Origin of the sequence: Fictibacillus sp. 7GRE50, from assembly GCF_015903875.1 — a bacterium.
GTDB classification, from domain to species: domain Bacteria; phylum Bacillota; class Bacilli; order Bacillales; family Fictibacillaceae; genus Fictibacillus; species Fictibacillus phosphorivorans.
On the sequence record NZ_JACZDW010000004.1, the window covers coordinates 432,923 to 454,465 of the forward strand.

27 protein-coding genes are annotated in these 21,543 nt (G+C 37.8%); 21 read left to right on the top strand and 6 right to left on the bottom strand.

Annotated features, from left to right (window positions below; genetic code table 11):
• Positions 1-76 precede the first annotated feature (76 nt).
• Together IHV12_RS17390 and IHV12_RS17395 are read left to right on the top strand one after the other, a co-directional pair.
• Positions 77-838, top strand: a complete 762-nt coding sequence (locus IHV12_RS17390; protein ID WP_197191614.1) for an ABC transporter ATP-binding protein — start codon at positions 77-79, stop codon at positions 836-838.
• Positions 839-1,588 carry an ABC transporter permease gene (locus tag IHV12_RS17395; RefSeq protein WP_197191615.1) on the top strand — a complete coding sequence of 250 codons (750 nt, stop codon included), beginning with the start codon at positions 839-841 and terminating at the stop codon, positions 1,586-1,588.
• Between the two features lie 54 nt (positions 1,589-1,642).
• Here the strand turns inward: IHV12_RS17395 and IHV12_RS17400 are convergent, their stop codons facing one another.
• Positions 1,643-2,296, bottom strand: a complete 654-nt coding sequence (locus tag IHV12_RS17400; protein WP_197130411.1) for a M23 family metallopeptidase — start codon at positions 2,294-2,296, stop codon at positions 1,643-1,645.
• Between the two features lie 292 nt (positions 2,297-2,588).
• On the opposite strand from IHV12_RS17400, the gene IHV12_RS17405 reads away from it, so the two are divergent.
• A complete protein-coding gene (locus IHV12_RS17405) occupies positions 2,589-3,026 on the top strand; it encodes a VOC family protein (RefSeq protein WP_197191616.1) in 438 nt (145 codons plus the stop codon).
• A gap of 44 nt (positions 3,027-3,070) precedes the next feature.
• On the opposite strand, the gene IHV12_RS17410 is transcribed toward IHV12_RS17405, so the two are convergent.
• Positions 3,071-3,328 carry a hypothetical protein gene (locus IHV12_RS17410; RefSeq protein ID WP_197191617.1) on the bottom strand — a complete coding sequence of 86 codons (258 nt, stop codon included), beginning with the start codon at positions 3,326-3,328 and terminating at the stop codon, positions 3,071-3,073.
• Positions 3,329-3,515: 187 nt separating this feature from the next.
• Here IHV12_RS17410 and IHV12_RS17415 point away from each other — a divergent pair, with 187 nt between their 5' ends.
• The 5 genes from IHV12_RS17415 (at position 3,516) to IHV12_RS17435 (ending at position 7,778) form a co-directional block, all read left to right on the top strand.
• Complete coding sequence (locus tag IHV12_RS17415) at positions 3,516-3,989, top strand: YjdJ family protein (RefSeq protein ID WP_197191618.1); 474 nt, start codon at positions 3,516-3,518, stop codon at positions 3,987-3,989.
• 196 nt (positions 3,990-4,185) lie between these two features.
• Entirely contained in the window at positions 4,186-5,058 is an 873-nt protein-coding gene (locus IHV12_RS17420) for a helix-turn-helix transcriptional regulator (RefSeq protein WP_197191619.1), read from the top strand.
• A 160-nt stretch (positions 5,059-5,218) separates the two neighbouring features.
• Positions 5,219-5,947, top strand: coding sequence for an alpha/beta fold hydrolase (locus IHV12_RS17425; RefSeq protein WP_197191620.1), 729 nt, complete (start codon positions 5,219-5,221; stop codon positions 5,945-5,947).
• 11 nt (positions 5,948-5,958) lie between these two features.
• On the top strand, positions 5,959-6,645 hold the full coding sequence (locus IHV12_RS17430; protein ID WP_197191621.1) for a DUF5694 domain-containing protein: 687 nt from the start codon (positions 5,959-5,961) through the stop codon (positions 6,643-6,645).
• A 449-nt stretch (positions 6,646-7,094) separates the two neighbouring features.
• Positions 7,095-7,778, top strand: coding sequence for an N-acetylmuramoyl-L-alanine amidase family protein (locus tag IHV12_RS17435; protein ID WP_197191622.1), 684 nt, complete (start codon positions 7,095-7,097; stop codon positions 7,776-7,778).
• 48 nt (positions 7,779-7,826) lie between these two features.
• On the opposite strand, the gene IHV12_RS17440 is transcribed toward IHV12_RS17435, so the two are convergent.
• Entirely contained in the window at positions 7,827-8,273 is a 447-nt protein-coding gene (locus tag IHV12_RS17440; protein WP_197130385.1) for a hypothetical protein, read from the bottom strand.
• A gap of 89 nt (positions 8,274-8,362) precedes the next feature.
• Here IHV12_RS17440 and IHV12_RS17445 point away from each other — a divergent pair, with 89 nt between their 5' ends.
• The 3 genes from IHV12_RS17445 to IHV12_RS17455 all read left to right on the top strand — a co-directional run bounded on the left by IHV12_RS17445 (position 8,363) and on the right by IHV12_RS17455 (position 10,063).
• A complete protein-coding gene (locus tag IHV12_RS17445) occupies positions 8,363-8,905 on the top strand; it encodes a TetR/AcrR family transcriptional regulator (RefSeq protein WP_197191623.1) in 543 nt (180 codons plus the stop codon).
• A gap of 332 nt (positions 8,906-9,237) precedes the next feature.
• Positions 9,238-9,510, top strand: a complete 273-nt coding sequence (locus IHV12_RS17450) for an AbrB/MazE/SpoVT family DNA-binding domain-containing protein (RefSeq protein ID WP_197130379.1) — start codon at positions 9,238-9,240, stop codon at positions 9,508-9,510.
• 16 nt (positions 9,511-9,526) lie between these two features.
• Positions 9,527-10,063 carry an AAA family ATPase gene (locus IHV12_RS17455; RefSeq protein WP_197191624.1) on the top strand — a complete coding sequence of 179 codons (537 nt, stop codon included), beginning with the start codon at positions 9,527-9,529 and terminating at the stop codon, positions 10,061-10,063.
• 61 nt (positions 10,064-10,124) lie between these two features.
• Here the strand turns inward: IHV12_RS17455 and IHV12_RS17460 are convergent, their stop codons facing one another.
• Complete coding sequence (locus tag IHV12_RS17460) at positions 10,125-10,904, bottom strand: LysM peptidoglycan-binding domain-containing protein (RefSeq protein WP_231620782.1); 780 nt, start codon at positions 10,902-10,904, stop codon at positions 10,125-10,127.
• A 177-nt stretch (positions 10,905-11,081) separates the two neighbouring features.
• Between IHV12_RS17460 and IHV12_RS17465 the strand changes: the two genes are divergently transcribed.
• The 10 genes from IHV12_RS17465 to IHV12_RS17510 all read left to right on the top strand — a co-directional run bounded on the left by IHV12_RS17465 (position 11,082) and on the right by IHV12_RS17510 (position 18,645).
• Positions 11,082-11,570, top strand: coding sequence for an ankyrin repeat domain-containing protein (locus IHV12_RS17465; RefSeq protein ID WP_197191625.1), 489 nt, complete (start codon positions 11,082-11,084; stop codon positions 11,568-11,570).
• A 90-nt stretch (positions 11,571-11,660) separates the two neighbouring features.
• Positions 11,661-12,584: a rhodanese-related sulfurtransferase gene (locus IHV12_RS17470; protein WP_197191814.1), complete on the top strand. Its 924-nt coding sequence runs from the start codon at positions 11,661-11,663 to the stop codon at positions 12,582-12,584.
• Between the two features lie 256 nt (positions 12,585-12,840).
• Positions 12,841-13,467, top strand: coding sequence for a phosphatase PAP2 family protein (locus IHV12_RS17475; protein ID WP_197191626.1), 627 nt, complete (start codon positions 12,841-12,843; stop codon positions 13,465-13,467).
• 65 nt (positions 13,468-13,532) lie between these two features.
• A complete protein-coding gene (locus IHV12_RS17480; RefSeq protein ID WP_197130365.1) occupies positions 13,533-13,721 on the top strand; it encodes a hypothetical protein in 189 nt (62 codons plus the stop codon).
• A 127-nt stretch (positions 13,722-13,848) separates the two neighbouring features.
• Positions 13,849-14,037: an alpha/beta-type small acid-soluble spore protein gene (locus IHV12_RS17485; protein WP_066395381.1), complete on the top strand. Its 189-nt coding sequence runs from the start codon at positions 13,849-13,851 to the stop codon at positions 14,035-14,037.
• A gap of 157 nt (positions 14,038-14,194) precedes the next feature.
• Positions 14,195-14,977: a metalloregulator ArsR/SmtB family transcription factor gene (locus IHV12_RS17490; RefSeq protein ID WP_231620783.1), complete on the top strand. Its 783-nt coding sequence runs from the start codon at positions 14,195-14,197 to the stop codon at positions 14,975-14,977.
• A gap of 9 nt (positions 14,978-14,986) precedes the next feature.
• Positions 14,987-15,427 (top strand): SRPBCC family protein, encoded by a 441-nt coding sequence (locus tag IHV12_RS17495; RefSeq protein ID WP_197191627.1) that lies wholly within the window; start codon positions 14,987-14,989, stop codon positions 15,425-15,427.
• Between the two features lie 120 nt (positions 15,428-15,547).
• Positions 15,548-16,396, top strand: coding sequence for a tryptophan 2,3-dioxygenase (kynA, locus tag IHV12_RS17500; protein WP_197130361.1), 849 nt, complete (start codon positions 15,548-15,550; stop codon positions 16,394-16,396).
• Positions 16,397-16,812: 416 nt separating this feature from the next.
• Positions 16,813-17,721, top strand: coding sequence for an alpha/beta fold hydrolase (locus IHV12_RS17505; protein ID WP_197191628.1), 909 nt, complete (start codon positions 16,813-16,815; stop codon positions 17,719-17,721).
• 282 nt (positions 17,722-18,003) lie between these two features.
• Positions 18,004-18,645, top strand: coding sequence for a CPBP family intramembrane glutamic endopeptidase (locus tag IHV12_RS17510; RefSeq protein ID WP_197191629.1), 642 nt, complete (start codon positions 18,004-18,006; stop codon positions 18,643-18,645).
• Between the two features lie 829 nt (positions 18,646-19,474).
• Here IHV12_RS17510 and IHV12_RS17515 read toward each other — a convergent pair.
• A complete protein-coding gene (locus tag IHV12_RS17515) occupies positions 19,475-20,152 on the bottom strand; it encodes a CPBP family intramembrane glutamic endopeptidase (RefSeq protein ID WP_370568831.1) in 678 nt (225 codons plus the stop codon).
• A 119-nt stretch (positions 20,153-20,271) separates the two neighbouring features.
• Positions 20,272-21,543 (bottom strand): beta-ketoacyl-ACP synthase II, encoded by a 1,272-nt coding sequence (gene fabF / locus IHV12_RS17520; protein ID WP_231620784.1) that lies wholly within the window; start codon positions 21,541-21,543, stop codon positions 20,272-20,274.

Below are 21,543 nucleotides of genomic sequence, written 5' to 3' on the forward strand. Positions count from 1 at the left end.
TTTTTACTCGGTACTAAGTAACACTTATTATCAGTGATACTAAATAGTGAAATCATAATTCATTAGGAGGAAAAACATGAGTGTAAAAGCGATTTCTATAAAAAGCTTAAAAAAGTCTTTCAAAGATAAGGAAGTTTTAAAAGGAGTAAATTTAGAGGTGAACAGGGGAGAAATCTTCGCTTTGTTAGGATCAAATGGAGCGGGGAAGACGACGATCGTCAACATTCTTTCCACATTGATGAAAGCGGATGAAGGGGAAGCGATAATCTGTGGATATGATATCGATCGTCAAACCGATGAAGTTCGTCAGAGCATTAGTTTAACAGGACAGTTTGCAGCCATAGACGGAATGCTTACTGGTCGTGAAAACCTTAAGATGATTGCTAAATTAAGAGGTGTTAACAATCCAGGTGAAGTCGCAGATCATTTACTTGAAAGATTCAGCTTAACAGAAGCTGCGAACAAACGCAGTGATCAATATTCTGGGGGTATGAAACGAAGGCTGGATATTGCCATGAGTCTGATTGGAACACCGGACGTTATTTTTCTCGACGAACCAACAACAGGACTTGATCCTGAAGCGCGTATTGAAGTTTGGAATACTGTAAAAGAACTTGCCAATGGTGGAACGACAATATTACTGACCACACAATACTTGGAAGAAGCCGAGCAGCTCGCAGATCGTATTGCGATATTACATGGTGGGAAAATCATCAAGACCGGCACGCTGCAAGAACTAAAAAAAATGTTCCCGAAAGCGAAAGTGGAGTACGTTGAGAAGCAGCCATCACTAGAGGATATTTTCCTCAACATCATCGGTAAAAAGGAGAGTGTGTAAATGAAAAGCATAACAGGTACTTTATTAGGACGATTAATGCGTAATATTATGCGAAGTCCGGATACGATTATCACGGTGGCTATTACCCCGATTATGATGATGCTATTATTTGTTTATGTATTCGGAGGGGCGATTGAGGCAGGGACAGACAACTATGTGAATTACTTATTACCAGGCATATTGCTAATGGCGATCGCATCAGGTGTGGCTTATACTTCTGTTCGGCTGTTTACAGATGTGAAGAGCGGGTTAATGGCACGTTTCATTACCATGCCAATCAAAAGATCGTCCGTATTGTGGGCACATGTTTTAACCTCACTGGTTTCTAATGCCCTTACGATTTTGATTGTAATCTTAGTCGCCTTGCTGATGGGTTTTCGTTCTAACGCAGGACTTTTAGATTGGCTTTCTGTAGCCGGAATACTTGGACTATTTACATTAGCGCTAACTTGGCTCGCCGTTATTCCGGGTTTAACAGCAAGCTCAATGGAAGGAGCAACAGCTTATTCGTACCCGCTCGTTTTCTTACCCTTTATCAGTTCAGCATTCGTACCAACAGAAACGATGCCTAAGGTCGTGCGGATCTTTGCTGAAAACCAACCCGTAACATCCATTGTGAACGCGATTCGTGCTCTATTATATGAGGGACCAGTGGGAAATGATATCTGGATTGCGCTTACTTGGTGTATCGGAATTATGGTGGTTGCTTACTTCTTTGCTAGTAAAAAGTTCAAACGACAGTTGGGATAAATAAAGTGAACAATAAATAGAGACAAAGCGAGAGTTGCTTTGTCTCTTTTGCTATTAGTTTTTAAAAGGAAGGTCATCTTCAGAGGAAGATTGATAGCCATCTCCAATGATGTAAATGCTTTGGTTATCTGGACTAGAAACTTTGGTATATAGAACATTTCTAGGAGATAACACCGTGCTAGCTGTACCTGCTTTTATAATATTAGAACTTGATCCTAACGTTGGAGAATATTGATAATAAGTCGTATCTGTATCAATTTCAAAGTGAAGGTGTGGCCCAGTTGAATACAATCCTGTATTACCATAGTTCCCTAATCGTGTATCTTTTGTAACACTCTGCCCTTTAGATACAGCAATTGAAGCTAAGTGATTATAACGGAACACAAGATCTTTCGTTGCTTTCGTTGAATGGATGTATGCTGCAGGATATTTCACAATGACGGTGTTTCCTAAAACGTTATCGTAGCCTGTTGCTAAGACTTTACCCGTTCCACTCGCCCAAACCGCTCTGCTGCTGTTAGAGGATGTTAAGTCCCATCCATAATGTTTGAAACCAAACTTCTTCTGATAGTTAGCATTCAAGTACCCGGCCGTGATATAAGCGTTGTTGATCGGTTGAATCAACTTTTGGGCTGCCGACGCAAATGATGGAACAACGAGCACGAGTGAAAAAACAAGCACAGTAAATAGACTGATAAACTTTTTCATAATAACTCTCCTCCTCTTAATGTGTTCCAATATAATGCAGAAAAGGAAATATGTATACGAGTTTCGGGAACATCGAGAAAAGATGATAAGGTCTTACTACAGAAGTCTATTTACATGACCTATTTCTAGTAGTTTTTGTGCGTATCTATTTAACTAGATAAGTATTTTAGAATAGGATGGAAACTTTGAGTGTAGTAAACTTCAAAAAGGGAACTCTCACTTCCAAAAAGGTTTAAGAGTAGTGCAATCGAATATATCTTATGAGCCATAATGAACATCGGAGGAATTGATTATGAAGGTTAATAGAATGGATCATGTGAGTATAAACGTAAACAATCTTTCAAAAGCAAAAGCATTTTTCCAAGATATAGGGCTTGAAGTGAAAGCGGAATGGGAAATGCAAGGAGATCAGTTGGACAGGATCGTTGGACTAAAAAATGTTAGAACGAGCTGTGTAGCTTTAGGAATGCCTGAAGGTCAAACCTGGATAGAACTCGTCAAATATTATACGCCGTCAGATGATTCAGATACGCAACAACCCTCACCAAATACACTAGGCATTCGACATATCTGCTTTGCTGTTGAGGATCTTGAAGCGATCGTTGCTATTTTGAAAAAGAAGGGTATGGAGACCTTTAGTGAGATCGAGCAATATGAAGAAAGTTATAAACTATGCTACGTTCGTGGTCCCGAGGGAATTATTTTAGAGTTAGCGGAGAAAATCGGCTAATGAAAAAGACCAGACTATAATCTGGTCTATTGCAGTTGGATAGATTAGGGCTTATTCCAAGTTACGATCAAGAAAAAAACAATAATGATCACGATTAATCCAGATAGAGTTAGTGTCAAGATACTTGCCGTTTTCCATTTCCCTTTACGAGAGAAAAGTGTTAAGATCCAGGCTACAATATAGCCCCATAGCGCAAACCATGCATAAGAAGCTGCAAAGAATCCAATGTACTTTCCAAGCCAAGTTGGAATCAAACCCACGATAAAAATGATTATTGCAAATAATCCCATGTATTTTTTCATAAGGGGCTGCACCTCAGTTTAAGATATATGTTATTAATTTACCATATTTTGTATGTTAGTGGTGAGAAATCTAATGTGTTTCAAGGCTAAATTTGCCTTAAAGTAAAAGTTAGTCAAAAAGTAGTAAGCAACGAAAGGAATCGCATGGTAAAATAAGGTACATAATCAAGCGAGAGGAAATCAACTTATGTCATATGTGATTCAATTTGTTTTAGCAGTTATTGTGTTTCTTTTTTCAACGTTTTCAGCATGGTATGAAGGAAGTGAATTAAGAGATACGTGGTGGGAATGGAAGTACTCGGCTATGTTTTCAAACTGGAAGCATGGAACAGTAACAAATGTCTCTGAGATATCTGGATTCGATCATTTCATTTACGCCGCAAAATTTAAACCACTGTTTCCAATACTCATGATAATCAGTTTGCTGTATATTCTTGTGTTACTTGCTACATGGCTTTTAAGAAATCACACGAACAAACTGAGCGTATTTTTTAGCTTGCTCGGTCTTACATTATTTCTAGCCAGTTCATTAACGTTTAGATCTCCGACTATGGGTCTGGAATGGTTTACTTGGCTGTTTCTGTTAGCTGGAATGTCGAGTAGCATCGCTGCAGTAATGTTGAGGATAAAATTCACAACGAATAATCAAGAGGTATATTAAGCATATATAATTACTAAATGATTGCATTTCTTCGAGAAGAGGAAGTGCATTTTTTTATAAAAAAAGAACGAATTAAATTCGGCTGTGTTATTTCGTGCGATGTTCATAAAATAAGTATGGAAAATATAGAAAGAATAGCAAATAATATCAAAAATTCATTTTCTCCTTCTATTATGATAATAGTGAGGTGAGCAGGATGTATAGTGAAGTCACAAAGGAGACCATTCGTTACATTGAAGAACATTTGCAAGATGACTGGTTCCTAGAACATTATGCGTATGAAATAGGTTATTCAAAATTTCATCTATCGCGGATCTTTAAGAAAGAAACGGGCCAAACGATAAGTGAGTATATTCGTAAGCGACGTTTAGCGGTAGCAGCCATGTATCTTCTCTATTCGGATGAGTCCATATTAGCTATCGCATTTTCATTACAGTTTCAATCACAAGAAGCGTTCACACGTTCATTTAAAGAACTATACAACATGCCACCGGGAAAGTATCGAAAACTGATGAGAACCATTAGTGGGATGGAGGAAGATGAAATGAATCAAACAACGGAAGTAAAAGGGTGGATGTTAAGCGGTTCGCATCCAAGTGATTATCGCATGGAAACAGATGATAAGGTATTTCATACTGGAACCAAATCAGGGTGTTTGTATGCAACAGGGGATATGGGTGAAGGACAGTTTGGAACGATGATGCAAAGTATTTCAGCGGATCGTTTTAGAGGAAAGAGAATAAAGATGTCGTGCTACTTGAAGACAGAGGATGTAACAAAGTGTGGAGCATGGTTCCGCGTAGACAACCAATCAGGCGATGTTGTTCAATTCGACAATATGGATAACCGCTCGATTACAGGAACTTCCGATTGGAATTATTATAAAGTGGTGCTTGATGTTCCTGCGGAAAGTGCTTCGATACATTTTGGAGTGCTGTTGGCAGGTCAAGGGAAAGTTTGGGCAGATGGTTTTCAGTTTGAGGAAGTTGACGAAACAGAGCCTACTACCAATATGATGGGATCAGAGAATTTACCTGATCGACCGATAAATCTGGGTTTTGATGAATAACCATTGCTTACTATTATCTTATCAAGAAAAATCTATAGACTCGGCTTCTATTAGCGAGTCTATTATTAATTTCTAAATTTTATTGACGTACATACTGGATATTGAAAATTATGGTAAATTAGTAGAGTGACAAATACTTTAACGACTGGAGCTGTAGTAAATGATTTTACATACACACACAGCAGGAGATGGAGAACCTATTGTTTTCATTCATTCAGGAGGTATGACGGGTTTAACAGAGTATGAGGAGCAAAAGGATTACTTTGCAGAAAATCATTTTAAAGTGATTAGACCTGACTTGAGAGGCCATGGGAAATCTGAAGGAACTCTGGAAGATTACTTTAATCAATGTGTTATAGATTTAAAGGATACACTCGATTCGTTAAACATAGGTGAATTTCATATTGCAGGTGTGTCAATTGGTGGAGTTGTCGCATTAATGTTTGCCAAAAGATATCCGTCTAAAGTTAAGACGCTAACATTTTCTGGTGTATTTCCAAAACAACCTGACAACTGGGAAGAACTTAGTAGACAAGAAGCAGAACATCATAAGAATCTATTCGGAAATCCAGAGATTGTAGAAGCCCTTAATCAAATGCATGGAAACAATGATTGGAGAGAATTGCTCAAATCATTTAACTCAGATGAATTTTATCCTTTTCACGAAACGGGTGACCTTTCAGATGTGACAGCTCCCATCTTGTGTATGGTAGGAGAAAGAGAAGAACTCGAAGTGGAAGCCGCGATTACGTATAAGAAATTACATACTAACACGCAAATAGCTGTCATCCCATTTGCTGGACACTTGGTACATAGAGATCAACCAGATTTATATATAAGAACTTTATCTACATTCATACAACATCATAGTAATCTAATCTTAGTATGAGGTCATCCCAAATGAAAGAAATCATACTTGTAGGAACGTATCATTTTGAACAACATGCAGAGGTAATAAAAGATAAAGAATACGAAATTGAAAGATTGGTTGAATACTTATTGGATTTTAACCCTACTAAAATAGCATTAGAGTGGGAAATGGAATTTAATGATGAGTTAAATAAGGAATATAAGGATTCAAAAGGGAACTACTCCTTAAACGAAATTCAGCAAATAGGATTTAAATTAGCACAAAAATTGCAACACGAAAATGTATATGCTGTAGATTGGACAGGTAATCTTACTCAAGAGGATTTGGACAAACTCAATTTTTCCGTGCAACGATATCCGAAAATTTACAGGTCGATGAATATTTTAACTGAAAAAACACCGGATGTTAAATCTGATACAAATTTAATTCGTTCATATCAAGAATTAAACCATGCAGACTATATCGCAGAAATAGAAAACATGTATTTATCTTTTGTATCAGTTGAAGATGAAAAAGAAGAAAAGGTTGGTTTTAACTTCATAAATAAATGGTTTGAAAGAGAACTCATGATTTTTAAGAATGTAGTTAATATTGTTGCGGTACATGATTATGAACGTATATTCTTATTAATCGGAAGTGATCACATTTGGCTGTTAAAGAATTTGTTTGAAGGTAGGGGTTGGAAAGTTATTAATCCTTTTGCTGATCTAGTTTAATTAACGTATACGTTGAAAGACTCGCACTAGACGAGTCTTTTTCTATTAGTATTGATGCATTGACTTTACTGAACTCTTATATTCCTTCAACTTTAAGTTTAGAAATTATGTACTTCTAGCCTAACTTCAAATGAAGCTAGACTATAGATTTTTAGCCAATTCTTTTTTTGTCTTGTGGAGTCTTACGGATTTTTTTATCAGCAAATAATCCGTCTAATAGACTTAAGAAATTACGCATAAAAGACACCCCATATCCTTGTAATGCATGATATAGAGAAGTATTACTCTCTATGTAATAGATTATGAGGGAAGAAATCTATTTGATTGGACACGATCAAACAAAAGGCGTTTGTACGTTACCTTTTTATAAGCATTATTTTAGAAGACTCTAGTAAAGTACAAACCTTTTTCATAGATGCCACATATGATGAATAATAGGGGTGATGAAAATGGTGAAAATTTTTATTGATCCGGGTCATGGTGGTTCTGATCCTGGAGGTGTGGGGAACAACCTCACAGAAAAAACACTTACTCTTCAAATAGGCATTCGAATCAGAGATATTTTACTTGCTGAATATAGCAATATTTCAATTTTAATGAGCCGTACTTCGGATGTAACGAAGTCTTTAACAGACCGAACCAATGCTGCAAACGCTTGGGGAGCGGATTTTTTTCTATCGATTCATACGAATGCGGGTGGGGGAACAGGGTACGAAGATTATATCTATCCGGGTTCAACAGCACCAACGACGACGTATCAGGATAATGTGCATGCCGAAATTTTGAAAATCGTAAATTTCAGTGATCGTGGACAGAAGACAGCAAACTTTCATGTATTACGTGAATCGAACATGCCTGCTCTATTAACGGAGAATGGGTTTATTGATAACGTAAATGACGCCAATAAACTAAAAACGGCGTCCTTTATTGAAAATATTGCGCGTGGACATGTAAATGGAATTGTGAAGAGCTTCAACCTTCCTAAAAAAGCAATCTATCACACAGTGGTAAGTGGAGATACGGTCTATGCTCTTAGTCAGCAATATGGCAGCACAATTCAGCAGATTAAAAGTTGGAACAATCTTGATAATAACTACTTCATCTATCCAGGTCAGATTTTGAGAGTGAAGTAATACCAAATACACTGCAGTTAAAGTGTATTTGGTATTTTTTTTTGACAACTACGCCAACTTTATTCCTTTTCGATAAGCTTCAAAAAATGCGAAAGCTAAAAACGTAAAAGCTCCCCATAAGATCCATGCTGCACCAAAGCTGATCTGATCTGAATTTGTACCGTAAACCCAAGTTCCCCAAGTCAAAACGATTCCATCAAAGAAAGTAGCTGTTGCAAGACCTAGCCCAATGCCAGGAACAATCTGGAGCGGCTTAAGATCTGCACCTTTAATGATGAGTAAAACGGAAAGCCAAGATACTGGTATAGCGAGTGCGAAGGAAATCAGACTTCCTTCTCTGCCAAATAAACCAACGGAATATCCGAATTTAACAGCCATTGCTCCACTAAACCAAAAGACAATTCCAAATGCAATTAGAATTCCTGTTTGTTTCATACTAAATAAACGTGGTTTCTCTGACTCAATAACTTCTGCAACTTCAGTGTTCTTCATCATATGACTCCCTCCCATTTTTAAAATGTAGCACTTGCTACATAAATAAAATGTAGCATATACTACATAAAAAATGCAACGAGGGAAATGTGATGAAAAAAGGCGAATTACGTAAACAAGAACTACAAGATAAAATGGCAAAACACATTCTTGAAAATGGTTTACAAGCGGGAAGTTTGAGAAATTTAGCACAAGCGGCAGGGACGAGTGACAGAATGTTGCTTCATTATTATCAGGACAAAGAAGAGCTCATGAAAGAAGTGTTAACTCAAATATCCGATAACCTAATTACTATTCTTGAACAGGCGCGAACAGTTTCTATTCCTTTTAATCAATTAGTACCCCACCTGTACAAATTGATTAAAAACCCTGTCGTGAAACCCTACATTCAACTTTGGCTCGAGTTAATTGCAAGAGCTTCAAAAAAAGAAGAGCCTTATCTATCAATTGCAAAACAGATTGGGGACAGTTTTATTCATTACTGCTCTGAGCTCATTCAAGCTGACGATAAAGAAAAAGAGAAATTAGCGCCTTTAACATTCATCATTATAGAGGGATTAGCTATGCTAGATGCAATTGATTTTGAGTCTAATATTGAAAAAGCGTTGAATGCCTTATCTGACTTTAAAAAATAGTTTTAGAAAAGTTAGTGTGGCCATAACATGTTATTAGAAAAAACTTGCTTGAAGCTTACAGTTATCTGACTGTAGGTTTTTTATTTTGGGAAAATGTTATAGGTTTTTTGACTCATGACAAATTAGTAATATCATTTTCTCGCATCTTTCACACATAAATTAGTCCTATCTGCCCATTAAATTAACCCAACTCATATCCTCTTCCTATTTATTGAAGTTTTTGAGATGATTAATTCAATGAAAAAACATTATTTACCAAGTGTTGGAGTAAGGTGACATGTATTACAGAATTTACTACTTCGTTTGGAAGAAAGAAAAGGAAGGTAAAGCATATGAAAAGCACGGGGATTGTAAGAAAAGTAGATGAGTTAGGAAGAATCGTCATTCCGATTGAATTGCGAAGAATGATGAATCTAGACATTAAAGATGGGATCGAGATTTTTGTAGAGAATGACCGCATTATTTTAAAGAAATACATACCGAATAACTCGTGCGTGATTACGGGAGAAGTGACAGATCAAAATGCCATGTGTGCAGGCGGGAAGTTCGTACTCAGTCCGAATGGTGCAAAAGCGCTTTTAGAAGAATTAGAATTAAAGTTCTAAGTATGGAGGAACACCAGTGACAACAGAACATGCAAGAACCGTTTATCTCCTATCAGGACCAGCAGGAGTCGGGAAATCAACAACTGCGAACGAGCTTGTAAAAAGTCTATCCAATAGCGCTTATCTATCTGGTGATGATATAAGTCATATGCATATTAACGGCAGAAAGAAACCTTGGCAAAGTGAACAGGAGCATGATTTGATCTGGAATAACATTCTTCAACTTACTAGGAACTTCATTGATCATGGCTGTGACGTTGTGATCGATTACATAACCTTTCCAAAGGATGCAGAGTGGCTAAAACTTCTATTAGATAAATCCAACGTAATCATCAAGTATGTTGTCCTTTGGGCAGATGAAAAGACGTTAGTAAAAAGAGATGCTTTACGGGATGCAGAAGAGCAAATGGGTGAAAGGTGTTTAATCCTTTTTCATGAGTTCTTGAACTCAAGATTAGACTCTAAGCATCTGCTTCATACAAGTTTACTTACTCCAAAGGACTTGCAACAAGTCGTTCAAGAAATAATGCTTGAAAACAGATTCATTCAATAATAAAAAACATGCGGCTTTAAGCGCTGCATGCTTTTTTAGTGGAAAGTCGTGCGGAAGATCCTTATTTTTTGAATAGTTGTACCCAAGCTCCTTCAAAATAGCCAACTCCAATGGAGTCATAGTTAGAGCTTAAAATATTTTGGCGGTGCCCAGGACTGTTCATCCAATCTGTCATAACAGCTTGAGGTGAAGTTTGTCCTTTTGCAATGTTCTCACCCGCAGCTGTGTAATCGATTCCAAAGCTGCGCATCATGTCAAACGGAGAGCCGTAAGTCGGTGAGTTATGATCAAAATAGTTATTCTGAATCATGTCTTTAGCTTTTGCCAAAGCAACATTGCTGAGTTCAGCATCAAGTGTTAATGGGGCAAGGCCGGCTTTTTGACGCTCTGCATTCACAAGCTGTGAAACTTGTGTAGCAGTTGAGCCGACAGAAGGTTGTGCAGGAGCTGCGGATTTTGGTGCTGGCTGTTGTTTGGCAACAGACGCTGGCAGCTCGATCACTTGTCCAGGATAAACCCAATTGATCTCTTTGATCTGTGGGTTTGCCTGTTGAATTGCCCATAAACTAACATTTGACGCCGAAGCGATTTTGTTAAGCGTCTCTCCATTTACTACTTTGTGTAGATTTGAAGACGATGGAATGTATAACGTTTGACCAGGATAGATGTTATGGCTCGTCAAACGATTCATTCCGATTAAATGTGATACGCTTACATTTTGATGCTGTGCGATCTTCCACAGTGTGTCATTTTGCTGAACCGTATATGGTGTTGAAGCATGTGCTGCAGTTGTCATAGCAAGAAAAGCAGCCAATGATAAAGATAATATTTTTAAACGCATAATATCCCCCGAATATCCAGTTCCCCCAACGACTTTCACAATTTAAATGTTCACATAATTTAGACCGCGAAACAACTGGGAATGAGAGAAAAATTTTGTAAATAAATGTATGTAAAAGGGTTTTCGTGTCGGGAAGTCGAAGTAGTCTTACAACAACGATCAGAAAGGGTGGATACTATGAATCTGCACCAAGCAGCAATGGATGGGAAATTAACTGAGGTTGAGGAACTTTTAGAAAACGAAGATACAAATATAAACGGACTAAGTGAAGGGTGGTCACCTCTTCATCTAGCCGCACACTTTGGACATATGGATATCGTGAAGTTACTACTTGAACATGGAGCTAATGTTCATGTGAAGTCAGGAAACAACATGGCGAACACGCCGCTTCATGCCGCTGCAGCGAATATGAAGAATCGCCAAGAGATGATCAGTCTCCTATTATCACACGGAGCCGACATTAACGAAAAGCAAAGCGGAGGCTGGACCATTCTACATCAAGCCGCTCAGCATAACGATCCTGAAATGATCGCTTACTTTGTTGAAAAAGGAGCCGATCCATATCTTGCCAAAGAGGACGGAAAAACAGCCCTTGAACTGGCGGAAGATGAAGAAGCACATGAGGCAGCGGACATCTTAAGAAACTGCACACTAAATAAAATCTAAAATACAGGATGCGTCCTGTATTTTTCTTTTTCTCATAATTTGTTATTATAGGAAAGGTAGTTTTTTAAGATGCATAAGTAGGTGGTAATGATGGACTTTCAAATATTATTGTATTATAAATACGTAACGATCGAAGACCCTGAAGCGTTTAAAGAAGAACATCTCGCTCTTTGTAAAGAGATCGGACTCAAAGGCAGAATTCTTGTTGCGAACGAAGGGATCAACGGAACCGTATCTGGAACGGTGGAGCAGACTGAAGCATACATGAAGATGATGAAGAATGATACTCGTTTTGCAGATACCGTTTTTAAAATAGAGGAATCGAACGAACACGCCTTCAAAAAGATGAAAGTTCGTGTGCGTCCAGAGCTCGTTCACTTAAGTTTGGAAGATGATGTGAATCCAAATGAACTGACGGGTAAGCACCTTTCTCCAAAAGAATGGCTTGAAGCGATGGAATCAGAAGATGTCGTGATCTTAGATGCGCGTAACACATATGAATACGACCTCGGACATTTCAAGAATGCGATTAGACCGGATGTGGAAACGTTCCGTGAACTGCCACAATGGGTACGTGAGAACTTCAGTCAGTTCAAGGATAAAAAAGTTCTTACGTATTGCACGGGCGGCATTCGTTGTGAGAAGTTTTCAGGATTCTTAGTAAAAGAGGGCTTCAATGACGTTTCACAGCTCGAAGGTGGAATCATCTCCTACGGATATGATGAAGAAGCCAAAGGAAAGCTTTGGGACGGAAAGTGTTATGTGTTCGATGAGCGGATCTCTGTACCTGTTAACCGAACAGGGGAAGAAGTTGTCGTCGGCAAATGTTATCACTGCGGAAACCCTGAAGAACGTTACGTAAAATGCGGAAATCCAGAATGCAACGCGCATCTGTTGATGTGTGAAGAGTGTGAGCATGAGCATAAACGCTCGTGCAGCACAGAATGCAGAGAACATCCGTGGAACCGTTATATAAAAGAATGTGAAGCAGAAAGCGAAAGTTCTCCTTTGTAGGAGGGCTTTTTCTTTTTTGTGAGAGAGTTGATGAATACAGCGTCCACTCATGGTGGAAAATGTGAGCGTTGTCTGTTTGAAAGAGACATCGGTAAATAAATACGTAGTAATCTCAATTAATTACGTAGTAATCGGATTTTTATACGAGGTAATTTCAATTAATTACGTAGTAAATCAATTTTTATCCGTTACCCCCCCAAATGCTATTCCTAATATTGGATGCCCTGAAGTAATATAATAAGTAGGGGGAATTACAATGAAATTTATGTTGAGTTTGTTTATTTTAATCTTTGTCAGTCTTTCGTTTTACAGCTCAAGTTTCATAACCACTTTTGATTCGAGTTTAAGAGAACAGGTTTTGGCTCTCAGAACAGAATGGTTAAATGAAATGGTGCTAGCTATCACGCATTTAGGGGACGCAAAAGTGCTAGCTGGACTCTGCTTAATCGGTGCAATCGTACTTATCATAATGAAACAAATAAGAAACAGTTTATTGCTGATTGGAAGTATTCTGGTTTCTTATGGTCTGAACTTACTAGTGAAGTCCATGTTTCAGCGGGAACGACCACAAGACTACCGCTTGTTAGAAGAGGACGGATACAGTTTTCCGAGTGGTAACGCCATGGTGGGCACATCGTTTTATTTGTTTGCAGCTGTTCTTTTGTATCAACGGTATCAAAAAAGGTGGATCTTAGTGACAGGTGCCATCCTTCCGTTCTTACTCGGTTTAAGCCGTGTCTATGTTGGTGTTCACTATCCATCTGATATTTTGGCAGGATTTGCACTAGGCATCGTTCTTGTCATCATTCTTACCAAACTCACAGATAAACGTCGCAAACAAGTAGAAAGCGTTAACAGAAACAACACAAATAGAGCTGTGTAACATATCAATTATTGTTCGTTTTTGGTATAATAAAGCGTAATTGTTTACCGAAAGGGTGCAAAGATATGTTGCCAATCGTATTTCCAGAGAACAAACTTGAGTACATACCGGCTTTAATTACGCTTGCCCTCTTTACGATTTTTGCGTGGAGAACGGTAGTCTTTTTTAAGAAACATTCTGCGAAAGAGTTAAAGAGAGCACAATTAATAGAAGAAGATTTGTTAAGCAAAGAGCTGAAAAACAAGGACTTGTGACGAGTTCTTGTTTTTTTTTGAAAAAAATTTATATTTCTATGAATAGGTTTTCAGAATTAACCCATACTACATTTAACGGAAAACAAAAAAGTTTTTCGTACATATTATCCCAAAGGAGGGAAATCGCATGGCACGTAATAACAGCAACCAAATCGTGGTTCCTGGAGCACAAGGAGCTCTTGACGCAATGAAACAAGAGATCGCTGCTGAGTTCGGAGTACATCTTGGACCAGACACAACTTCTCGTGCAAACGGATCTGTAGGTGGCGAAATCACTAAGCGTCTTGTAGCACAAGCGCTAGGCGGACTTCGTTAATCAGTAACCTCCTTGTAAGAAAAACCCGGAATTCGTTCCGGGTTTTATTTTTTTTGTAGACATTATTTTTATTAAATGTTACCTTTAAGTCACATATTATATATGTTACCTTTAAGTCACTTATTAAGAGATGGAAAGCAGGTGAGGCATCAACCCCATGATAAATGAAGAGTTAGTTGACGTATTTAAAGCATTATCTAATCCCATCCGGATTGATATTCTAGATCACTTAAAAAGTCAGCCACTCACGACAGGTGAATTAAGTGAGAAATACGATGTCTCTAGGTATGCCATCATGAAGCATTTAGCCGTACTTGTTGACGCAAAGCTTGTTACGATCCGTCGCAAAGGTAGACTACGAGTAAATTATTTGAACGTTATTCCACTTCAAGAGCTGTATAACAGGTGGGTAAGTAAATATGAAGCACCGCATGCGAGTTCATTGCTTGCGATCAAAAATTTAGTAGAAGAAAGGGAAGATAATAAAATGGAACAAACAAAAGAAATCAAGGTCGACTCTTTTCATATCGAGCAAGAAGTTGTGATTCAAGCGAAAAAAGAAACAGTATTCAAAGCATTAACAGAAGACATTAGTAGCTGGTGGCACTTTAGAGTGGGAGATAAGGATTCGAAGTTGATCTTGGAGCCTAAACTCGCAGGCCGTTTTTATGAAGATTGGGGAAATGGTGAGGGAGCTTTATGGGGAAATGTTACGTATTACAAAAGAAACGAAGAGATTCGATTGAATGGTTTACTAGGGATGAGTGGCTCCGTAAATAGTTCTTATTCTTACAAGCTGATTGAAGACGGTGAACGAACTGTTTTACAGCTTTCTCACCAAGCTGTTGGGATTCTTGAACCACATTGGGAAGAAGCACATCGCCACGGTTGGAACGAGCTGCTTGCAGAAAATTTGAAAAAGTTCGTTGAACAAAAATAGGAGATTCTCATGGTTGATGTAAGAACAGAGATATCCATTAATCGTCCGATCGACATAGTCGCTCACTATGCTGCCGATCCAGATTATGCACCACATTGGTACGAAAACATTAAAGAAATTGAATGGGTTACGATGAAACCTCTGCAATTAGGTTCGAAAATGGCGTTTATCGCTTATTTCTTAGGACGAAAACTTGAATACGTATATGAAGTCACAGATTATGTTCCCGGTAAAAAGTTAGTGATGACAACAGCAAATGGTCCTTTCCCGATGGAGACCACTTATACGTGGAACACGGAAAATGTTGGAGTAACCAAAATGACGCTCCAGAACAAAGGGGTTCCAACTGGATTTTCAAAAATGGTCACTCCTTTTATGTCATTTATGATGAAAAAAGCAAACAAAAAAGATTTACTAAAGATAAAGCAGATACTCGAACAGAACAAATAAGATGAAAGGCTGTGTAGGTGCACAGTCTTTTTTTCTGCAGAATTATAAAAAGTCCTACGTAAAATCATGTATAATGAAAGCGATAACAATCAAGTTACTTGTCCGGGGGAGTGGATTAGAATGACAGAACAGAACAAATTGGACAGCAAAGAAACAGAAAAAGGAATTCACACGGATTTTATTAACCAGATGACATATGGAGAATATCTGAACCTTGATAAAATTTTATCCGGTCAGAACAGGCTTTCCGGTCATCACGATGAAATGTTGTTTATCGTTATCCACCAAGTGTCAGAACTGTGGATGAAACTCATTCTGCACGAAACGCGTTCTGCGATTTCTTCTATTGAGAGCGGAAACCTTCATTCGGCGTTCAAGATGTTAGCACGTGTGTCTAAGATTCAATCTCAGATCATTGAATCATGGGATGTACTCTCAACCTTGACGCCAGCAGAATACATGGAGTTTCGCGATAAGCTTGGACAAGCATCAGGGTTTCAATCGTATCAATATCGCATGATCGAATTTGCGCTCGGCTACAAGACACCGCATATTTTAGAAATCTACAAAAAAGACGCAGACCTTCACGAACAATTAACGACTGCTCTTCATACACCGAGTTTGTACGACGTTTCCATTCAGGCACTCGCAAAAGCGGGACTTCATATTGACGAGGAAGTTTTGAACCGTGATGTGACGAAGCGCTATGAATACAACGCATCAGTAGAGGCAGCTTGGTTAGAAGTGTACCGAAACGTAGAAAAGTATTGGGATCTGTATGAATTAGCAGAAAAGCTTGTAGATATTGAAGACTGGCTGCAGCAGTGGCGTTTCCGCCATATGAAGACCGTAGAACGCATCATCGGTTTTAAAGTCGGAACAGGCGGTTCATCAGGCGTGAACTATCTGAAGAAAGTGTTAGATCAACGCTTCTTCCCAGAGCTTTGGGATCTGCGTACGAGTATTTAAATATTTTTGTTGAAAGAAGCGTGCTGTTTAAACAGTACGCTTCTTTTCTTTACTAGTATTTTTCCTTTTAAACATCTTTTCAATAACATAAAAAACCCCACCACAAACCACGCCTATAACAAGAGGTTTCAAGATGAAACTTTGCTCAGTCCAGAACCAATTTATTAGGAATACAATTACAAAAGTGAGTAATGAATGCATCACTAAATGAATAACAATTCCTCCCTGATCCTTTTTGTTAAAATTCTAACATAAATTGTAAAAATAGATGAGGGCAATTAAACAAAATAAAATTACATAAAAAGACACGTAAATGGATTAAACTTACAAATTACAATGATAAAATAAAGACATAGAAGGGCTACTTTCTCTTATTTTCAAACTTCTAAAATAGCTCATGATAAGGGAGATTCTCTATGAATGAAAACATCATGGTTTTATCTGACGGAAGGCAATTAGGTTATTCCCTATATGGAGACCTAGAAGGAATTCCATTATTTTTGTTTCACGGAACACCAGGGTCAAGGGTGTGGTTTACAGAAGATGATCCGATCGCAAAAGAATTAGGAATTTGTTTGATTGCTACTGATCGTCCCGGTTACGGTCTTTCTGATACGAAACCTAATCTTAAACTACTTGACTATGCTCAAGATATGGAAGAACTTGTGAACCATTTACAGTTAGGAAAGTTCTCGGTGCTAGGCGTATCGGGAGGTGGTGCATTTGCTGCAGCTGTAACGTATGCTCTTCCCAACCAAATTGACTTATGTATGTTGATTGGTACGGCAACACCATTTGAAAATGGAAAACCTCCAACAACGATGTCAAAAGAGAATCGTATCGGTTTTTATATGACGAAGTACTTTCCATGGTTACTTAAGCAATTAGAAAAATCGAAGATAAAAATAATTGATCAAAAGCCCGAGTTGTACATAGAAAACATAAAAAAAGGTGGTTCTTATCTCTCAGATTGGGACAACAAAATGCTTCAAAGGGAAGATGTTCTTGAAATTGGAGTTTTGCACTCTAAAGAAGCGTACCGACAAGGAGTAGATGGAGTACTTGATGAGAGCAAATTATTAACGGAATATTGGGGTTTTAAAATAGAGAAGTTAACAAGACCTGTAATCGTTTGGCATGGAGAGAAAGATACATTTTCATCTATCATTGAGGTTAGAAACATTGCTAACAAGATTCCTCATGTAGAAACTCATTATCTAGAAGACACTGGACATTTTTTAACTGAAAGTGAAGAGGTGTGGAGATCCATTTTAACTAACTTTAAAGAATCAGTCCAAAGTGGCTTTATCGATAGACATGAGTAGATTGGGAGAAACATCTTGTAAAAGCAGATAGTAGCGGGTATTTTTGGAGGATGTATAGGGTGCCATTCTAGGAGTCATTGCTTACAATAATAACTGGTTAGGTTAACGTAGATACCGATATTGAAGTTATCTTTAAAATCGTCCATGTAAGTGATATTGAAGGTTAATCGTTCACAATGAATATTAACTATGTTACGCTCTTATTATAAATTTTTCCATTTATGTAGTCTGCTTCAAAAGATAGTTTGTACATAAAGGGTGTAAGGATAGGAGATCAAAGATTTGAATTCAAACAAGAGTATAAGTCTTGTGGCATTGATCGTTATGACGATTGTTTCATTTTCTAATCTTGTTGGGGTTAATATTGCAGGGTTATCTGTGATTGTGGGAATTACGTTTTTCTTTATCCATAGAAAATTTGATAAGAGAGATTCTGATGGTTTAGACATAAAAGTTATACGTACATATGTAAAACAGAAAACAATATGGCTTTGGATTGCTTTACCTTTAGTGATGAACATTATTTGCTTTACTTTAGCAGCTCTTTTTCTCCCAGAATTCATTGACCATATTCATAGTAGAACAGAGTTTGTAATATCATTTGATAAACTAGTGGTACTCGTCCTACAGCTTGCTATTTTAGCATTAGGGGAAGAAATTGCATGGCGTGCTTTCTTCCAAAGGCAATTAAGTAAGTATATACCTATCATTCCCACGATCATTTTGACTTCAATCATATTCTCGCTCGGCCATTTCGCCGTTGGTAGTGCTGTTATCGTCAGTTACGATATTGTCTTTATTTTCATTAACAGTGTGATTTATGGTGTTATTTTTTATAAGACAAACAATGCTTGGATAAGTACGATCTCACATTTTATTGCTAATGTGTTTAGTATTATTTTCATATCTGTTTTTATTTTTTGAAGAAATCATTACTTGATGGACCTGGTTATATTATGTGATATATAGATGCTTATTTAAAGGGATTTCCAATCACGGAAATCCCTTTAAGTTTGGAATTATCGGAAAGTACAAACTTATAAAGCTAAACTTTATTATGCTTTTTTACAGTTTGGAGAACAAATCTTTTCAAAAAATCTGGGTTCAGCATTCGTTGTTCTGTCAACGTGCCCGATACCGCCGATTGCTTTATCGGTCTCTCTTAATACAATTACATACGAATCGTTACTTTCAATAAACGTTTACTCTTCTTTAGATAAATAACAAATTATTTAAACACATGAACCAAAACGCTACCAAAGGTATATGATGGATAATCTCTCTAGAACTTGAAGAAAGAGGTGCATATTTGAAGATATACTTTTGGTTTTTCTTGTTGATTTCCACATACAACGTTCTGTGGATTGATATGAGCAATTTCCGTGAGTTGATTGATCTTATCATAATAGTGATAGGTCTTTTAGGTATCTATGGATATGTTTACAGAAAAGTAATCTTTCGAAAGAGCTTTTGGAAAGTTTTCTTTGTATTTGACCTTCTCTACACGATTGGTTTTATGTTTTTGGTTTCACGAGAGAAATATCTACGGATTCATTCAAATGATGAATTCATATTTTCCTCATTGGTCGTTTTTATTTTTCTTTTTGTTTACTTCAGAACCCTTTATAAGTACGCATTTAAGGAAACTGGTAGATAATGAATAGAAGAGTACCGCAAGTCGGGTACTCTTTTTATTTGTTTATTTTTAGACTTCTGTTTTAGAGTTTGAGGCAGGAAACATTCCTTTTAAAATTTATAAAATCCAACCGTTAAGAACCATACCTATGTTTATGACAAAATGAAACACGATAGCAGGATATATACTATTTGTCTTTAAGACAATAAAAGCATAAAAAAGTCCTCCAAACGAAAACAGCAGACTCATGACAAGTGGAATTCCGATAGATAGATGTAACAGACCGAATCCGATACTAGTAATGAGGACAGCATAAAAGGTAGAGACGTATTCTTTTAGAGAAGACAACAATATTCCTCTCCAAAGTATTTCCTTTAGAACAGCATTGATCAGTGAAAAGAACAGAGCAAATATAAGAAGTGATCGCGTTAAGCTTGTGTTCTCTACAAATAAAAGAGGTAAAAAGATTGTCGTTGACCCAAGCATTCCAAACACTAAAAAGGTTAGAGTTTTAATCGTATGATGAGGAAATACGATCCGACCATTCCAGTTCGGCATCACTGTAAAAAGATTCACTTTTTGTTTAGTAAGTTTTAAAGAGATGCCTGCTCCTATGACTATAAATAATAGTAAACTTCTATTTAAGATAATGTTTGTTTCTATGGAAAGTCCCAGCTGGGCAATTAAATCCATTCCTAAAATATACAAAGTCAACCCTAACGAAAAGAAGATGAATAGGGATAGGGTGGAACGATATTTAGAGTTTGTTGTATAAAGTAGGAACAACGATAACACAGAAAACGCTCCCCAGGTGTACCACCTGTTTGAAAATAAGATAATACTAAGAAAAAACAAACTTGAGTAAACGAATACTATGCCATAATTTCTAACGAGTTGAATTACTGATCTCTCCTTTATAGTCGATCTTCAAACTTTTTGAAAAGTAGAGCGGTGTTGTGTCCACCAAAGCCAAGTGCGTTACTAATTGCTGCTTTTATTGTGGTTTCCCGGGCTTCGTTTGGTACATAATCCAAATCGCATGCTTCATCAGGAGTATGTAGATTAACAGTCGGCGGAATTATTCCCGTTTCAATAGCAAGAAGAGTAAAGATGGCTTCAACTGCACCTGCAGCACCCATCATGTGACCTGTCATAGATTTAGTGGAACTAATCGGAACATCGTAAGCCCTTTTCCTTAAGAAGCTTTTAATGGCTTCTGTTTCAAATCTATCATTATAAGTTGTACTCGTTCCATGTGCGTTAATGTACTCAATTTCTTCAAGCGCCAAGCAGGATTCTGATAATGCACCATTCATAGCTCGAACTGCACCTTCACCGCCTGGAGCGGGGCTCGTAATATGATAAGCATCTGAAACAGTTGAGTAACCTACGATCTCACCATAAATCTTTGCTTGCCGACTCAATGCTGTATCAAGGGATTCCAACACGATTGCTCCTGCACCTTCTCCCATCACTAAGCCATCTCTGTTCTTATCAAAAGGTCTGCAAGCATGTTCAGGGTCAGGATTAGTGGATATAGCTCCCATTGCACAGAACGCTCCGATTCCAAGGGGAGTGAGTGAGGCTTCAGAACCTCCAGCCACTATCACTTCTGCATCGCCTCGCTGAATCGCTCGAAAGGCATCTCCTATCGCATTTGAACCAGAAGCACAAGATAGTACGACACACGTGTTAATCCCTTTAGCTCCAATTGCAATGGCGACTTGGCTTGCTGCCATATTTGAAATAACCGTTGTTGTAGAAAAGGGGTATAGGTTTTGATAACCCCCGTTCTGCAGGTCTCTATATGTATTTTCAAAACTTTCAATACCCCCAATTGCTGTTCCGAAAGATACGCCAATGCGTTCTTCATGGACAGTCTTGCCAGGTATCACGTTTGCATCTTGAATGGCCATTATAGAAGAAGCGACGGCGTATTCAGTGAACCGATCCATACGATGTCTTTCGTTAACCTGAATATAGTTGGAAAGGCTAAAATCTTTAACTTCTGCTGCCGTTTTTGCGGAAAAAGTGGTTGAGTCAAAACGAGTAAGTTTTCCGATTCCGGACTCTCCGTGAATTAGTTTATTCCAAGTCTCCTCGACCGAATTACCAAGGGGAGTGATAGCTCCTATACCTGTCACTACAACTCTTCGCATATTATTATCACCTACTAAATTTTCCAT

Bases quoted from the DNA above. Each gene is read 5' to 3' on its own strand.
- IHV12_RS17470 (WP_197191814.1), top strand. From the start codon at position 11,661: ATGGACTTTCAAATATTATTGTATTATAAATACGTAACGATCGAAGAC.
- IHV12_RS17425 (WP_197191620.1), top strand. From the start codon at position 5,219: ATGATTTTACATACACACACAGCAGGAGATGGAGAACCTATTGTTTTC.
- IHV12_RS17410 (WP_197191617.1), bottom strand. From the start codon at position 3,328: ATGAAAAAATACATGGGATTATTTGCAATAATCATTTTTATCGTGGGT.
- IHV12_RS17415 (WP_197191618.1), top strand. From the start codon at position 3,516: ATGTCATATGTGATTCAATTTGTTTTAGCAGTTATTGTGTTTCTTTTT.
- IHV12_RS17400 (WP_197130411.1), bottom strand. From the start codon at position 2,296: ATGAAAAAGTTTATCAGTCTATTTACTGTGCTTGTTTTTTCACTCGTG.
- IHV12_RS17420 (WP_197191619.1), top strand. From the start codon at position 4,186: ATGTATAGTGAAGTCACAAAGGAGACCATTCGTTACATTGAAGAACAT.
- IHV12_RS17440 (WP_197130385.1), bottom strand. From the start codon at position 8,273: ATGATGAAGAACACTGAAGTTGCAGAAGTTATTGAGTCAGAGAAACCA.
- IHV12_RS17480 (WP_197130365.1), top strand. From the start codon at position 13,533: ATGTTGCCAATCGTATTTCCAGAGAACAAACTTGAGTACATACCGGCT.
- IHV12_RS17475 (WP_197191626.1), top strand. From the start codon at position 12,841: ATGAAATTTATGTTGAGTTTGTTTATTTTAATCTTTGTCAGTCTTTCG.
- IHV12_RS17445 (WP_197191623.1), top strand. From the start codon at position 8,363: ATGAAAAAAGGCGAATTACGTAAACAAGAACTACAAGATAAAATGGCA.
- IHV12_RS17430 (WP_197191621.1), top strand. From the start codon at position 5,959: ATGAAAGAAATCATACTTGTAGGAACGTATCATTTTGAACAACATGCA.
- IHV12_RS17485 (WP_066395381.1), top strand. From the start codon at position 13,849: ATGGCACGTAATAACAGCAACCAAATCGTGGTTCCTGGAGCACAAGGA.
- IHV12_RS17435 (WP_197191622.1), top strand. From the start codon at position 7,095: ATGGTGAAAATTTTTATTGATCCGGGTCATGGTGGTTCTGATCCTGGA.
- IHV12_RS17460 (WP_231620782.1), bottom strand. From the start codon at position 10,904: ATGCGTTTAAAAATATTATCTTTATCATTGGCTGCTTTTCTTGCTATG.
- IHV12_RS17495 (WP_197191627.1), top strand. From the start codon at position 14,987: ATGGTTGATGTAAGAACAGAGATATCCATTAATCGTCCGATCGACATA.
- IHV12_RS17450 (WP_197130379.1), top strand. From the start codon at position 9,238: ATGAAAAGCACGGGGATTGTAAGAAAAGTAGATGAGTTAGGAAGAATC.
- fabF (WP_231620784.1), bottom strand. From the start codon at position 21,543: ATGGAAAATTTAGTAGGTGATAATAATATGCGAAGAGTTGTAGTGACA.
- IHV12_RS17465 (WP_197191625.1), top strand. From the start codon at position 11,082: ATGAATCTGCACCAAGCAGCAATGGATGGGAAATTAACTGAGGTTGAG.
- IHV12_RS17395 (WP_197191615.1), top strand. From the start codon at position 839: ATGAAAAGCATAACAGGTACTTTATTAGGACGATTAATGCGTAATATT.
- IHV12_RS17490 (WP_231620783.1), top strand. From the start codon at position 14,195: ATGATAAATGAAGAGTTAGTTGACGTATTTAAAGCATTATCTAATCCC.
- kynA (WP_197130361.1), top strand. From the start codon at position 15,548: ATGACAGAACAGAACAAATTGGACAGCAAAGAAACAGAAAAAGGAATT.
- IHV12_RS17390 (WP_197191614.1), top strand. From the start codon at position 77: ATGAGTGTAAAAGCGATTTCTATAAAAAGCTTAAAAAAGTCTTTCAAA.
- IHV12_RS17405 (WP_197191616.1), top strand. From the start codon at position 2,589: ATGAAGGTTAATAGAATGGATCATGTGAGTATAAACGTAAACAATCTT.
- IHV12_RS17505 (WP_197191628.1), top strand. From the start codon at position 16,813: ATGAATGAAAACATCATGGTTTTATCTGACGGAAGGCAATTAGGTTAT.